Origin of the sequence: Pseudomonas sp. GL-R-19 (genome assembly GCF_019956375.1) — a bacterium.
Taxonomy (GTDB): Bacteria; Pseudomonadota; Gammaproteobacteria; order Pseudomonadales; family Pseudomonadaceae; genus Aquipseudomonas.
The window spans coordinates 39,056-51,623 of record NZ_JAHBDJ010000007.1; the positions used below are offsets into that span (position 1 = coordinate 39,056).

Consider the following 12,568-nt stretch of genomic DNA (forward strand, 5'->3'; position numbering starts at 1 on the left):
AGGGTGATGAACAGCAACACACTGTGGTTGATCGGCCGGCGCCTGGGCGCGGCGATCGTGACCTTGTTGATTGTGTCCATGGTGGTGTTCGCCATCACGGCGGTGCTGCCGGGGGACGCGGCGCAACAGTCTCTGGGGCAGTTCGCCACGCCGGAACAAGTGGCCGCCTTGCGCCTGAAAATGGGGCTGGATCAGCCCGGTGTGTTGCGTTACCTGCACTGGTTGATGAACCTGCTTAGCGGTGATATGGGGCAGTCGGTGTCCAACGCCATGCCGGTCAGTGACTTGATGGCCGGGCGTCTGCCCAATACCTTGATGCTTGCGGCCGCGACGGCGCTGGTGTCAGTACCGGTGGCGTTGTTTCTGGGCATCGGTTCGGCCATGGGCCGGGGAGGGCGCATCGACAGTTTCCTGAGCTTTTTCACCTTGACCATGGTTGCGGTGCCGGAGTTTCTGGTCGCGACCCTGGCGGTTCTGATTTTCGCGGTGAACCTGGGTTGGTTGTCGGCGCTGTCCTACGCCAGTGACATCACTTCACCCTGGCAATTCATGCGCACTTACGCGTTGCCGGTGATGACGTTGTGCTGCGTCATCGTCGCGCAAATGTCGCGCATGACCCGGGCGGCAGTGATTGATCAGCTCGACAGCGCTTACGTGGAAATGGCCCGGCTCAAAGGTGTGAGCAAGATTCGGATCGTTTTACGCCATGCCTTGCCCAACGCCATCGGACCCATTGCCAATGCCATCGCCCTGAGCCTGTCTTACCTGTTGGGCGGGGTGGTGATCGTTGAAACGATCTTTAACTACCCCGGCATCGCCAGCCTGATGGTCGATGCCGTGACCAACCGCGACATGGCCCTGGTTCAAGCCTGCACCATGTTGTTTTGTACGGCGTATTTGACGTTGGTGCTGATTGCCGACCTGTGCGCGATTCTTTCCAATCCGAGGCTGAGAAATCAATGAACAATCTCATTGTGAAATCGCCGACTACTACCAAATTGGCACTGGGCAAGGTTTCCCACGGATCGTCCTGGGTCGGCCTGATCGGCGCTGCGATATGTGTGATCTGGTTGCTGGTGGCCATCTTCGGCCCATGGCTGGCACCGCATCCGGTCGGGGAAGTGGTCTCTGATAATGTCTTCGACACCCTGAGCGCTACTTACCCGTTCGGCACCGATTACCTGGGCCGCGACATGCTCAGCCGGATCCTCGTCGGCGCACGATTCACCGTCGGCCTGGCCTTGGTGGCGGCGGTGTTGGCCAGCGGTCTGGGGACCAGCTTCGCGTTGCTGTCGGTGGTGTCGCCGAAGTGGCTGGATGAGTTGATCAGTCGCCTGATGGACGCTTTCATTTCAATCCCCAGCAAGATGCTGGCGCTGATCATGGTCTCGGCCTTCGGCTCCTCGGTCACCTTGCTGATCTGCACGGCGGTATTGAGCTTCACCCCGGGCGCATTCCGCATCGCCCGCAGCATGGCGGTGAACATCGAAGCGCTGGAATATGTGCAAGTGGCCCGTACTCGCGGCGAGCGTCGGCTGTACATCGCCTGCGTGGAAATCCTGCCGAACATGCTCAACCCGGTGCTGACGGACCTGGGTTTGCGCTTTGGCTTCATCGTGCTGCTGCTCAGTGGCATGAGTTTCCTCGGGTTGGGTGTGCAACCACCGGATGCCGACCTCGGCTCGCTGGTTCGCGAGAACATCGGCGGTCTCAACCAGGGGGCGCCGGCCATCGTGATTCCGGCGTTGGCCATCGGCACCCTGACCATCGGTGTGAATCTGTTTATCGACCGACTGTCGTCGCGACGTAGTCGACGTTCGGGAGGTCATTGAAATGAGTGCATTAATTAGCGTTCAGGACCTGCGAGTGGTCGCCTGTGGCGAGCTCGGTGATGTGGAAATCGTCAAGGGCGTAAGCTTCTCCCTGCAGAAAGGCGAAGTGCTGGCGTTGATCGGTGAGTCCGGCTCCGGCAAGACCACTATCGCCCTGGCGTTACTCGGTTATGCCCGACGCGGTTGTCGGTTGGCGGGCGGGGTGGTGCAGATCGGCGAACACGACATGCTGGCGTTGAGCGAAGGCGAGCTGCAAGGCTTGCGCGGCAACCGTGTGTCGTACATCGCCCAGAGCGCCGCCGCGGCGTTCAATCCGGCGAAAAAACTTATCGACCAAGTGGTGGAGGGCGCGTTGATTCATGGCCTGGGCAGCAGGACTGTGCTTGAGGCCAAGGCCATCGAGTTGTTCCGCGACCTGGCCCTGCCAGACCCCGATCACATTGGCCAGCGTTACCCTCATCAGGTTTCCGGTGGGCAACTGCAACGTGTGATGGCGGCCATGGCGCTGATCAGCGATCCATTGCTGGTGGTGCTCGACGAACCGACGACGGCGCTTGATGTGACCACCCAGATCGATGTGCTGCGCGCCTTTAAACGGGTGGTCCGTGAACGTGGCGCGACGGCGGTCTATGTCTCCCACGACTTGGCCGTAGTGGCGCAGATGGCCGATCAGATCGTGGTGCTCAATGGTGGCGAGATCTTCGAACAGAGCGCCACGGCACCCTTGCTTAAAGGCCCGGCCCACGAATACACCCGCAGCTTGCTGGCGGCAGCACGGCCGGACACCACCATCCGTCCACCCTGCGGTGTCGCTGAAGACACGCCTTTGCTGACTATCCAGGGACTGACCGCCGGTTACGGCAACAAAAACGCGCATGGCATGCCATCGATCCTGGTATTGGAGGACATTGATCTGACGGTTCGCAGAGGCCAGGCGATTGGCGTCATCGGTGAGTCAGGTTCTGGCAAGTCGACTTTGGCGCGGGTTGTGGCCGGGTTGTTGGCGCCGGCCCTCGGCGGGCTGACCTTCGATGGCCAGCCCCTGGGAGGCAGCCTGTCGTCGCGCACCGACGAGCAGTTCCGACGCATTCAAATGGTCTTTCAGAATGCCGACACCGCACTCAACCCGATGCACAGCGTCAGCACTATTCTGAGTCGCCCGCTGAAGATGTACTTCGGCCTCAAGGGTGCGGCTTTGCGCGAGCGTATCGGTGAGTTGCTGGATCTCGTTCGTTTGCCGCGCACGCTGGCTGAACGTCGTCCGAACGAACTGTCCGGCGGGCAGAAACAACGGGTCAATCTGGCCCGGGCCCTGGCGGCCAAACCGGATCTGATTCTCTGCGACGAGGTGACCTCGGCACTGGATACCGTGGTCGGTGCAGCGATTCTCGAACTGTTGCGCGACCTGCGTCAGCAACTGGGCGTGTCCTATCTGTTCATCAGCCATGACATCTCCACCGTGCGAGCCCTGTGCGACGACATTGTGGTGATGTACAGCGGCCACAAGATTCAGGCCGGTACTCGACAATCGTACGCTGAAGCACCCTTCCATCCCTATACCGACCTGTTGATCCATTCGGTGCCGGAGTTGCGTCAGGGCTGGCTGGAAAGCTGCGGAACAACGACCTGTGGCACGCTGCCGCCTATAGGTGCGAAGGCCAATGTGCCAGGGTTGTGCACCTTCCTCAATCGCTGCCCGGTGCGGGTTGACGGCCTGTGCAATTGCGTCCCGCCGGATCGTCGGTTGATTGTTGGCGGCAGTGAAGTCCTTTGCCATCACGACAGTGCCGAGCTGCTGAAAGCTCAGCAGGATTCCAACAGCATGACCGTGGGAGCCTATGCATGAACGGGCGTTTCGTAAGGCTGGCCGAACAGGGCCGGCCCATCATCAAACTTCAGGTAGACGGCAAGCCTATCGAGGCGCTGCAGGGCGATACGCTGATGGTCGCGTTGCTGACTCAGGGTTCGGCCTTGCGCCAATCGGAGTTCGATTCGGGCCGCCGCGCCGGTTTCTGCCTGATGGGAGCCTGCCAGGACTGTTGGGTCTGGACCCGCAGCGGCGAGCGTCTACGCGCCTGTTCCAATGAGGTCCGTGAAGGCCTGGATATTGTCACCACACAACCGGAGGCGATATGGCCACTGCGCGGCTGAGCACTCATCGAGTCGTTATCGTCGGCGCCGGGCCGGCCGGTACACGTTGTGCCGAAACCCTGGTCGCCGCTGGATTAAAGCCCATCCTGATCGACGAGAATCGCCGGGATGGCGGGCAGATCTACCGTCGCCAGCCCGAAGGTTTTACCCGGGATTACGCCACGCTGTATGGCACCGAAGCCGCCAAGGCCAACGATCTGCACCAGAGCTTCGATCGCTTGCGCGGGCAGATCGACTATCGCCCGGACACGCTGGTGTGGAACCTGACACCGGGGCAACTGTGTTGTGTCAGCCAGGGCAAGCACTCGACGGTGGATTACGACGCGCTGATCCTCTGCACCGGTGCCACCGACCGCTTGATGCCGATCGAAGGCTGGCAGTTGGCGGGCACGTATAGTCTCGGTGGTGCGCAGATCGCCCTGAAATCTCAGGCTGTGTCCATCGGCCACCGCGTGGTGTTCATGGGCAGCGGGCCGTTGCTGTATCTGGTTGCCAGTCAGTATGTGAAGGCGGGAGCGAAGGTCGCGGCAGTGCTCGACACTTCGCCTCTGAGCAAACGCATCCTTGCCATGCCGAAACTGCTGGCGCGCCCGGGGTTGCTGTTCACCGGGATGAAGTTATTGGCGCAGTTGTATCGCGCGAAGATCCCGGTGCATCTGGGCATTTCGCCGCTTCAAGTGCAGGGCGATGCGGCCAGCGGTGTCAGTGGCGTACGCGTGCGCACGGCACGCGGTGAGACCTTGACGGTGGATTGCGATGCCGTCGCGCTGGGTTATCACCTGCGCCCGGAAACTCAATTGGCCGACCTGGCCGGTTGCCGTATGCGCTTCGATGAAGCGTCGAGCCAATGGTGGCTGGCTACGGATGAAGATGGCCGGACCTCGGTCAGCGGCGTGTATGCCGCCGGTGACGGTTCGAAGATTCGCGGCGCCGATGCGGCCGAACACGCCGGGAGACTGGTGGCCATGGCGCTGCTGGAGGATCAGCAGCAACCGATGAACGTCGGGTTGCGCGACGAACAACGGCACGTGCTGGCGGTAATGGATCAGTTTCGTCTCGGACTGGCCCAGGCGTTTCCGTGGCCTTCTGCCCAGGCCAAAGCGCTGCCGGATGAGGCGATCGTCTGCCGCTGCGAAATGATCACGGCCGGCGAGTTGCGTCGGACCGTCAGTGAGAAGGGGGCCTGTGAAGTCAACCGGGCCAAGGCCTTCAGTCGGGTCGGTATGGGCCGCTGCCAGGGGCGTTATTGCTCGCAGGCCGGGGCAGAGGTGATTGCCGCTGCCGCGGGCGTCAGCGTGCAACAGGTCGGCCGACAACGGGGGCAGGCGCCGGTCAAACCCCTTTCGATACTCACCGAGGAGGTGTCGCCATGACGGTACAGAAAGCCGATGTCGTGATTGTCGGCGGCGGCCTGATGGGCTCGGCGGCGGCGTTTTTCCTGCGCCTGCGCGGGCAGTCGGTGATTTTGCTGGAGCGCGACCAGATCGGTCAGTACGCCAGCGGCGTGAATTTCGGCAACGTGCGACGTCAAGGGCGTTATCTCGGGCAGCTGGAACTGGCCAATCGTTCCTGGGCGTTATGGAAGCGTCTGCCAGAACTGATTGACGATGACCTGGAATTCATCGCCAGTGGGCATATGCGGGTGTGTTACCGCGAAGACGAGATCGCCGAGCTGCAAGCCTACGCAGACGCTCCTGAGGCAGAGCAGCTGGAGCTGAAGATCTTTAGTGGCGACGAATTACACAAGCGCTTTCCGTTTCTCGGCCCGGATGTGAAAGGCGGCTCTTATGCCCCCCACGATGGGCATGCCAACCCGCGTCTGGCGGCCCCGGCATTTGCCCGCGCGGCACGACGCCTCGGTGCGCAGATCGAAGAGCGCACGGAAGTGGCCGAGGTGCAAAAGGTCGGCGGTGAGTTCCACATCAGCACCACCGACGGTCGTCAGTTCTGCGCCGCTCAGCTGTTGATCACCGCTGGCGCCTGGGGCCAAAAACTCTCGGCGCAATTCGGCGAACCGGTGCCGCTGGAAACCCATGGTCCGCAAATGGCCGTGACCGAGCCAGTGCCTTACGCCTTGCCGACAGTCATCGGTGTCTATACCAAGATTCCCGAGGAAGTGATTTATTTCCGCCAAATACCCCGTGGAAACATCATTATCGGTGGCGGCTATCGTAGCGAGCCGGACATGCTCAACCGCCGGGCCTATGTCGAGCCGCGCAGCATTCTCAATCAGTTCGATCAGATGCGTCGCCTGCTGCCGGGTGTCGGCAACCTGAACATCATTCGGGTCTGGAGTGGTATCGAAGGTTACCTGCCTGATTCCCTGCCCATAATGGGGCCGAGCGGCACCATTGATGGTTTGTTCTATGCGTTCGGTTTCAGCGGTCATGGCTTCCAGCTCGGTCCGGGCGTGGGCGATGTGATGGCGGAACTGATCAGCACCGGCAGCACCAGCACTTCGATTTCGCCGTTCTCCATCAACCGGTTCGCTGCTTCAGTCGAGCAACGGAGCAAGGTCTCATGAAGCCCCGTGTACTGGACATTCTTGAACGCCTGATGGCCTTTGAAACCGTCTCTTCGGAGTCGAACATGGCCTTGATCGAATACGTGCGCGATCTGCTGCTGACCAAGGGCATCGAGTCGCTGATCGTCAAGGACTCCACTGGCAAAAAAGCCAACCTCTTCGCCAGTACCGGGCCGCGGGAAGTGCCGGGGATTCTGCTGTCCGGTCATACCGACGTGGTGCCGGCAGCGGGGCAGGCCTGGACCTTTCCAGCGTTTCAGGCAACGGTGCAGGACGGACGGATTTACGGGCGTGGCAGTTGCGATATGAAGGGCTTTATCGCGTTGGCCATCGACTCCATGCTCGACGCCGCCGACCATTCATTGAGTCGGCCATTGCAACTGGCGCTGTCCCATGACGAAGAAATCGGCTGCGTGGGTGTTCGACGCTTACTGGACGTTTTGCACCTGGCACCGGTGCGGCCGTTTCTGTGCGTGATCGGTGAGCCGACCAATATGCAGTTTGTGCTCGGGCACAAGGGCAAGGGTTCTTACCGCACTTACTGTCGCGGTCTGGAGGCACATTCCTCCCTGGCACCGCGCTCGGTCAATGCGATTCATGTGGCCTGCGATTTCATTGCTGCGCTGCGTCAAAGCCAACATCAGCTACAAGAGCAGGGCGCTCAGGATACCGATTACGACGTGCCTTACAGCACTGTGCATGTCGGGCAGATTATCGGCGGCAAGGCGCTGAACATCGTGCCGAACTTGTGCACCCTGGATTTTGAAGTGCGTAACTTGCCGGCGGACGACCTGGATCAGTTCCTGGAACAGATGCGCGAGCGTGCCGAAGTGATCGTGCGCGAAGCCAAAAAGCTGTCCAGTGTGGCGGATATCGAAATCGAAACCCTGAACGTCTATCCGGGCCTCGATACCCACCCGAGCGTCGAAGCGGTGCGCTTCCTGAAAAACTTCGCCGCCCCGGACATTGGCACTGCCAAAGTTTCATTCGGCACTGAGGGCGGGCTGTTCAAACAACGCCTGGATGTGCCGGTGGTGGTCTGTGGCCCGGGCTCGATAGAACAGGCACACAAGCCTGACGAGTTCATCGAGATCAGCCAGATGGAAGCCGGCGAACACTTCCTGCAAGGGTTGTTGGGCTCGATGCGGCTTTAGTGTCCCGCTTGCTGACACCGAACATTGATTGGTGTACATATCCGTTTCTGTGGTCACGGCTACTATTGGTTTCGCTTTTACAGCGAGTCACTTGGAAAAACGGAACGCCGCCCGGCCTGTAGGAGCAGCCGGTCGACGCTCGATTGCTCGCGATGGAGGTCAACGATGACGCGGGGAGCCTGACACCCCGCGGTGCTCTCAGGTTTTTCGCGAGCAAGCTCGCTCCTACAGGGCCCGCCGCGATCGGCCATCCATGGCCGTGCGCGGCTAACCCGGCATCCATGCCGGGTTGCCCACTGCGCAGAACCTCCACTCGGCCTCTCGATATAGGTGCATCAAGATCAACAGCTGCAGGCGAGCTAACGCTCGGCCTGATGAGTGGTGAAAAGCAGAGCGGATGGGCGCTGATTTTTTTGTGGGAGCTGGCTTGTCGGGTCGCCGCATCGCTGCGATGGCGGCCTGTCAGCCGATCAATCTTCTCCGGATGTACCCAGTCCAACTGTGGGGGCCTGCTCGCGAAGCTGTTGATCTTGGCCTGCAAACTGAATGACATCGTCAAGCACTACATCGTCTGACCGCGACAATATCCATCACCCCACCAACAGTAGAGCCTGCCGTCGCATGCCGATTTTCAGCATTCGACGACTGCCGGGGCGGCGCTTTCAGCATCCTCGTCCGGGACGACACAATAGACTGAAGGCTGTCTCGGAACAGGACTCGACCATGCTCAACAATCGCCTGAAAGACCCCAGCCTGCTGGTAGAACTCGCTTACATCGACGGTCAGTGGATCAGCGCCGACAACGACGCCACCCTTGACGTCATCGACCCGGCCAGCGGCCAGTTGCTCGCCCGCGTACCCGCGATGCACGGCAGCGAAACCCGACGCGCCATCGAAGCTGCCGAACGCGCCTGGCCGGCCTGGCGCGCACGCCCGGCGGCAGAACGGGCGGCGCTGCTGGAGCGCTGGTATCAGGCGATGATCGACAACCTGGACGATCTCGCGTTGATCATGACCTGCGAGCAAGGCAAGCCGCTGAATGAAGCCAAGGGCGAGGTCCGCTATGGCGCCAGTTTCGTCAAATGGTTCGCCGAGGAAGCCCGCCGGGTTTACGGCGAAACCATACCGGCACCCAGTGGCGACCGCCGCTTGCTCACGCTCAAGCAGCCGGTCGGGGTTTGTGCCGCGATCACCCCGTGGAACTTCCCCAACGCGATGATCACCCGCAAATGCGCACCCGCTTTGGCGGCCGGCTGCCCGGTCATCGTCAAACCCTCGGATCTGACTCCACTGTCCGCCCTGGCTCTGGCGGTGCTCGCCGAACGCGTCGGCATTCCGGCCGGGGTGTTCAACGTAGTGACCGGTATGCCCTCCGGCATCGGCGAAGAGCTGACCGGCAACCCGACGGTGCGCAAGATCTCCTTCACCGGTTCCACTGCTGTCGGTCGGCTGCTGATGCGCCAGAGCGCCGAACACATCAAGCGCTTGAGCCTGGAACTGGGCGGTAACGCGCCGTTCATTGTGTTCGACGACGCTGATCTGGAACAGGCAGTGGCCGGCATCATGCTCAGCAAGTTCCGCAACGCTGGCCAGACCTGCGTTTGCGCCAACCGGATCCTGGTGCAGGACGGAATCTACGAGCGCTTCGCCCAGCGCCTGGTGGAGGAGGTGGGCAAGCTCAAGGTCGGCAATGGCCTGGACGCCGACGTGACCATTGGCCCATTGATCAATGCGGCCGCGGTGAACAAGGTCGCTCGGCATATCGACGATGCTTTGAGTCAGGGAGCCCGTCTGCTTTGTGGCGGTATCCCTGAGGGCGACAGCCAGTTCGTCCAGCCGACGGTACTCGGTGAGGCCCATGCCGGGATGTTGCTGGCCAACGAAGAAACCTTCGGCCCAGTTGCACCGCTGATGCGCTTTACCAGTGAAGAAGAAGCGCTGGCCCTGGCCAATGCCACGCCTTATGGCTTGGGCGCCTATTTCTTCACCCAGGATTTGCGCCGTTCATGGCGGTTCGGCGAGGCGCTGGAGTTCGGCATGATCGGTCTCAACACCGGGCTCATTTCCATGGAAGTCGCCCCATTCGGCGGTATCAAACAATCGGGTCTTGGCCGTGAAGGCAGCAAGTACGGCCTGGATGAATACCTTGAAGTCAAAGCCTTCCACATTGGCGGGCTGTGATCCGGTCACCGTTTGAACAGGACATTGAGGAGCCACGATTGATGAGCAAACTATTCAGAATCGCCGCGATTGCCGGCGATGGTATCGGCAAGGAAGTACTGCCGGAAGGACTGCGGGTACTGGAACAGGCGGCGAAGAAATGGCAGCTGGATTTGAGCATCGAAGTGCTCGACTGGGCGCACTGCGATTACTACCTGGAACACGGGCAGATGATGCCCGCCGACTGGTTCGAACAACTCAAGGGCTTCGACGCGATTTACTTTGGCGCCGTGGGCTGGCCGGACAAAGTGCCGGATCACATTTCCCTGTGGGGTTCGCTGCTGAAGTTTCGCCGTGACTTCGACCAATACGTGAATATCCGCCCGGTGCGGCTGTTTCCCGGCGTGCCGTGTCCGCTGGCCGGACGTGAAGCGGGGGACATCGATTTCGTGGTGATCCGAGAAAACACCGAAGGCGAGTATTCGTCGGTCGGCGGCAAGATGTTCGAAGGCACCGAGCATGAGTTCGTGCTGCAGGAGTCGGTGTTCACCCGGCGCGGCGTGGACCGGATTCTCAAGTTCGCCTTCGATCTGGCCCAGACCCGGCCGCGAAAACGTCTGACCGCGGCCACCAAGTCCAACGGCATTTCCATCAGCATGCCCTACTGGGACGAGCGCACGGCGCTAATGGCGCAGCAGTACCCACAGGTCAGCTGGGACAAGCAACACATCGACATTCTCTGTGCGCGCTTCGTGCTGCAACCGGATCGTTTCGATGTGGTCGTGGCGTCCAATTTGTTCGGCGACATTCTGTCCGACCTGGGACCTGCCTGCGCCGGTACCATCGGCATCGCCCCCTCGGCCAACCTCGATCCGGAGCGACGCTTCCCCTCGCTGTTCGAACCGGTCCACGGCTCAGCACCGGATATCTACGGGCAGAACATCGCCAACCCGATTGCGATGATCTGGTCCGGTGCCTTGATGCTGGATTTCCTGGGCAATGGCGATGAGCGCTACCGTGCGGCCCATGACGGTATTCTCAAGGCCATCGAGCAGGTTATCTCCGAGGGGCCGATCACCCCCGATCTGGGAGGGCAGGGCTCGACCCAGGATGTCGGTATGGCAATCGCCGCGGCGCTTTGAGCTGAGGAAACACCCGGTCGGCTTCACCGCTCTACTCATTCTTGTGTGTCACCCTTTTAGCCCGTTCACACTGCGGGCTTTTTTTGGTTCATCACGGATTACCGGGAAAGATGCTCTCGATCTACGCAACTATCGACCCGGTGCACGGCCCTGGATGGACTAATTGCGGACTATATTGAGGGGGAGGGTTGTCGTCTTTGTGCGCGCAGAATTGGCGCGAATACGATCGGTCGCACATATCCCGTTCGGCCAAAAGCGGTCTACGTACTGGCGCGAACAGAGGGTTCGTGCATGGCCTGCTCTACCACCAGCGGCGGCGGACTCACGGCCGCGTTGTTCAGGTTCAATCGGGGGCGCTGCTCAGGATAGGCTGCGCACACGCGCTCCCAGAATGCTTCCCCAGCGACAGACTTGTCTGACATCAGCTGCACTTCCATTCCCGCTTCTCACCTCTGTTTGAATGGTGACTGGGGCTTGGGCACTCGCCACGCCCACGAGCTTCAATGGCGCGATCAGTTATCTCTTCAGAGCTGCCTGGTCCATCAATAGCCGTTCGTCAAAGCCGATATAAATTAGGGTTTTACCGAGTCTTCGAGCGTGCGCGCCTGAGCGTCAATGGGCGGGTCGCTGGGCGGTTCAGTGACTGGCTTATCGTCGCCCATGGATTTGCGGAACCCCCTGATCGTATCGCCGAGATCCGCCCCCAAGCCTTTCAGGCGCCTGGTTCCGAACAGCGTGACCACGATCAACAGGATGATCAGGAGTTTTCCGGTACTGAAGCCACCCAATCCCATTGTCTGTACTCCGCAAGTTATTGATCGGTTTTGTGGTGGGGCCGGCGAAGGAGAAATCCATCTGCCGGCGCTAACGCGGTTCGAGTTACTTGACGACGTAGAACTTGCGTACATAGACGCTGCTGTTCCAGGCGCATGGGGCGCCTCGGGGCACGAACACTGTATCGCCAGTGTTGACCGTCAAATGGGTCCCGTCCGCTACCTGGAGAGTGACGCTACCTTCGAGCAGGTGCATCAGTTCATGCAGCATGTGCGGCCTCGCCTTGCGGGTATAGGGTGTCGAGTCCCAGACGCCGATGCGCAGGTTGGTCGGTTCTTCCACAAATAAATTGTGCGAGCGACATTGCGGTGCGGGGCTTAGCAGAATTTCTGCATCCGGTGCTGCCGAGGGAGAGAGCAGGGTTAGTTGGGGGAGAGGCGTTAACCCGGGATTGCATGCCTCAACGAGCTGGGTATCCGCGCAGAATGCCCAGAGAGAGTCGGGTTGCGCATCGACTTGAAGACACGTACCCCGGGCAATCACTGCACTATCACCGGGATTTAGTTGGAGCGTGCCATCCTGACTCTGCAGGGTGACTTGTCCCGCGTGTACCACAATCATTTCGCTGTAGGGATATTCATTGACGCTGAATTGTCCGCTCGCCTGGACCACGCCAGCAGCAATGTCATCCGTCCCGACATATGCAATATGCCTGTCGAAAGGATCGTTGGCCCCTAACGAACCGGGGGTGAATTTTGTTGAAACGGGACTGCCGTCGGCGTGTGCCAACAGCACTGCAGTGGGCTCTTGCATGAAGGAGTTTCTCCAGGA

Annotated in this window: 12 protein-coding genes; 9 read left to right on the forward strand and 3 right to left on the reverse strand. The window is 60.6% G+C overall.

Annotated elements, in window-relative coordinates; all coding sequences use genetic code 11:
- Nucleotides 1–6: 6 nt before the first annotated feature.
- The 9 genes from KGA83_RS04175 (at nucleotide 7) to KGA83_RS04215 (ending at nucleotide 10,963) form a co-directional block, all read left to right on the forward strand.
- Nucleotides 7–963 carry an ABC transporter permease gene (locus tag KGA83_RS04175; RefSeq protein ID WP_108219363.1) on the forward strand — a complete coding sequence of 319 codons (957 nt, stop codon included), beginning with the start codon at nucleotides 7–9 and terminating at the stop codon, nucleotides 961–963.
- The gene (locus KGA83_RS04180; protein WP_108219362.1) at nucleotides 960–1,832 is read left to right on the forward strand and encodes an ABC transporter permease; all 873 of its coding nucleotides are present in this window, start codon (nucleotides 960–962) and stop codon (nucleotides 1,830–1,832) included. The genes KGA83_RS04175 and KGA83_RS04180 overlap by 4 nt, the downstream gene beginning before the upstream one ends.
- A 1-nt stretch (nucleotide 1,833) precedes the next feature.
- Nucleotides 1,834–3,678 (forward strand): ABC transporter ATP-binding protein, encoded by a 1,845-nt coding sequence (locus tag KGA83_RS04185; protein WP_223528600.1) that lies wholly within the window; start codon nucleotides 1,834–1,836, stop codon nucleotides 3,676–3,678.
- Nucleotides 3,675–3,983, forward strand: a complete 309-nt coding sequence (locus KGA83_RS04190; protein ID WP_052964739.1) for a (2Fe-2S)-binding protein — start codon at nucleotides 3,675–3,677, stop codon at nucleotides 3,981–3,983. Before KGA83_RS04185 ends, KGA83_RS04190 begins: the two co-directional genes overlap by 4 nt.
- Entirely contained in the window at nucleotides 3,965–5,356 is a 1,392-nt protein-coding gene (locus KGA83_RS04195) for an NAD(P)/FAD-dependent oxidoreductase (protein ID WP_223528603.1), read from the forward strand. The genes KGA83_RS04190 and KGA83_RS04195 overlap by 19 nt, the downstream gene beginning before the upstream one ends.
- On the forward strand, nucleotides 5,353–6,507 hold the full coding sequence (locus KGA83_RS04200) for an NAD(P)/FAD-dependent oxidoreductase (protein ID WP_223528606.1): 1,155 nt from the start codon (nucleotides 5,353–5,355) through the stop codon (nucleotides 6,505–6,507). Before KGA83_RS04195 ends, KGA83_RS04200 begins: the two co-directional genes overlap by 4 nt.
- Complete coding sequence (gene argE / locus KGA83_RS04205) at nucleotides 6,504–7,661, forward strand: acetylornithine deacetylase (protein WP_223528609.1); 1,158 nt, start codon at nucleotides 6,504–6,506, stop codon at nucleotides 7,659–7,661. The genes KGA83_RS04200 and argE overlap by 4 nt, the downstream gene beginning before the upstream one ends.
- A gap of 723 nt (nucleotides 7,662–8,384) precedes the next feature.
- On the forward strand, nucleotides 8,385–9,842 hold the full coding sequence (locus KGA83_RS04210) for an NAD-dependent succinate-semialdehyde dehydrogenase (protein WP_108219356.1): 1,458 nt from the start codon (nucleotides 8,385–8,387) through the stop codon (nucleotides 9,840–9,842).
- A 41-nt stretch (nucleotides 9,843–9,883) separates the two neighbouring features.
- Nucleotides 9,884–10,963: a tartrate dehydrogenase gene (locus KGA83_RS04215; protein WP_108219355.1), complete on the forward strand. Its 1,080-nt coding sequence runs from the start codon at nucleotides 9,884–9,886 to the stop codon at nucleotides 10,961–10,963.
- 260 nt (nucleotides 10,964–11,223) lie between these two features.
- Here the strand turns inward: KGA83_RS04215 and KGA83_RS04220 are convergent, their stop codons facing one another.
- From KGA83_RS04220 to KGA83_RS04230, 3 genes are all read right to left on the reverse strand, one after another.
- A complete protein-coding gene (locus tag KGA83_RS04220; RefSeq protein WP_223528611.1) occupies nucleotides 11,224–11,385 on the reverse strand; it encodes a hypothetical protein in 162 nt (53 codons plus the stop codon).
- Between the two features lie 150 nt (nucleotides 11,386–11,535).
- The gene (locus KGA83_RS04225) at nucleotides 11,536–11,757 is read right to left on the reverse strand and encodes a twin-arginine translocase TatA/TatE family subunit (RefSeq protein WP_108219354.1); all 222 of its coding nucleotides are present in this window, start codon (nucleotides 11,755–11,757) and stop codon (nucleotides 11,536–11,538) included.
- A gap of 85 nt (nucleotides 11,758–11,842) precedes the next feature.
- Nucleotides 11,843–12,550: a cupin domain-containing protein gene (locus KGA83_RS04230; RefSeq protein ID WP_223528614.1), complete on the reverse strand. Its 708-nt coding sequence runs from the start codon at nucleotides 12,548–12,550 to the stop codon at nucleotides 11,843–11,845.
- Between the last annotated feature and the right edge of the window lie 18 nt (nucleotides 12,551–12,568).

Excerpts from the sequence above, each read along its gene's own strand:
- KGA83_RS04175 (WP_108219363.1), top strand. The coding sequence starts at position 7 with ATGAACAGCAACACACTGTGGTTGATCGGCCGGCGCCTGGGCGCGGCG.
- KGA83_RS04230 (WP_223528614.1), bottom strand. The coding sequence starts at position 12,550 with ATGCAAGAGCCCACTGCAGTGCTGTTGGCACACGCCGACGGCAGTCCC.
- KGA83_RS04190 (WP_052964739.1), top strand. The coding sequence starts at position 3,675 with ATGAACGGGCGTTTCGTAAGGCTGGCCGAACAGGGCCGGCCCATCATC.
- argE (WP_223528609.1), top strand. The coding sequence starts at position 6,504 with ATGAAGCCCCGTGTACTGGACATTCTTGAACGCCTGATGGCCTTTGAA.
- KGA83_RS04220 (WP_223528611.1), bottom strand. The coding sequence starts at position 11,385 with ATGTCAGACAAGTCTGTCGCTGGGGAAGCATTCTGGGAGCGCGTGTGC.
- KGA83_RS04215 (WP_108219355.1), top strand. The coding sequence starts at position 9,884 with ATGAGCAAACTATTCAGAATCGCCGCGATTGCCGGCGATGGTATCGGC.
- KGA83_RS04210 (WP_108219356.1), top strand. The coding sequence starts at position 8,385 with ATGCTCAACAATCGCCTGAAAGACCCCAGCCTGCTGGTAGAACTCGCT.
- KGA83_RS04225 (WP_108219354.1), bottom strand. The coding sequence starts at position 11,757 with ATGGGATTGGGTGGCTTCAGTACCGGAAAACTCCTGATCATCCTGTTG.
- KGA83_RS04180 (WP_108219362.1), top strand. The coding sequence starts at position 960 with ATGAACAATCTCATTGTGAAATCGCCGACTACTACCAAATTGGCACTG.
- KGA83_RS04200 (WP_223528606.1), top strand. The coding sequence starts at position 5,353 with ATGACGGTACAGAAAGCCGATGTCGTGATTGTCGGCGGCGGCCTGATG.
- KGA83_RS04185 (WP_223528600.1), top strand. The coding sequence starts at position 1,834 with ATGAGTGCATTAATTAGCGTTCAGGACCTGCGAGTGGTCGCCTGTGGC.
- KGA83_RS04195 (WP_223528603.1), top strand. The coding sequence starts at position 3,965 with ATGGCCACTGCGCGGCTGAGCACTCATCGAGTCGTTATCGTCGGCGCC.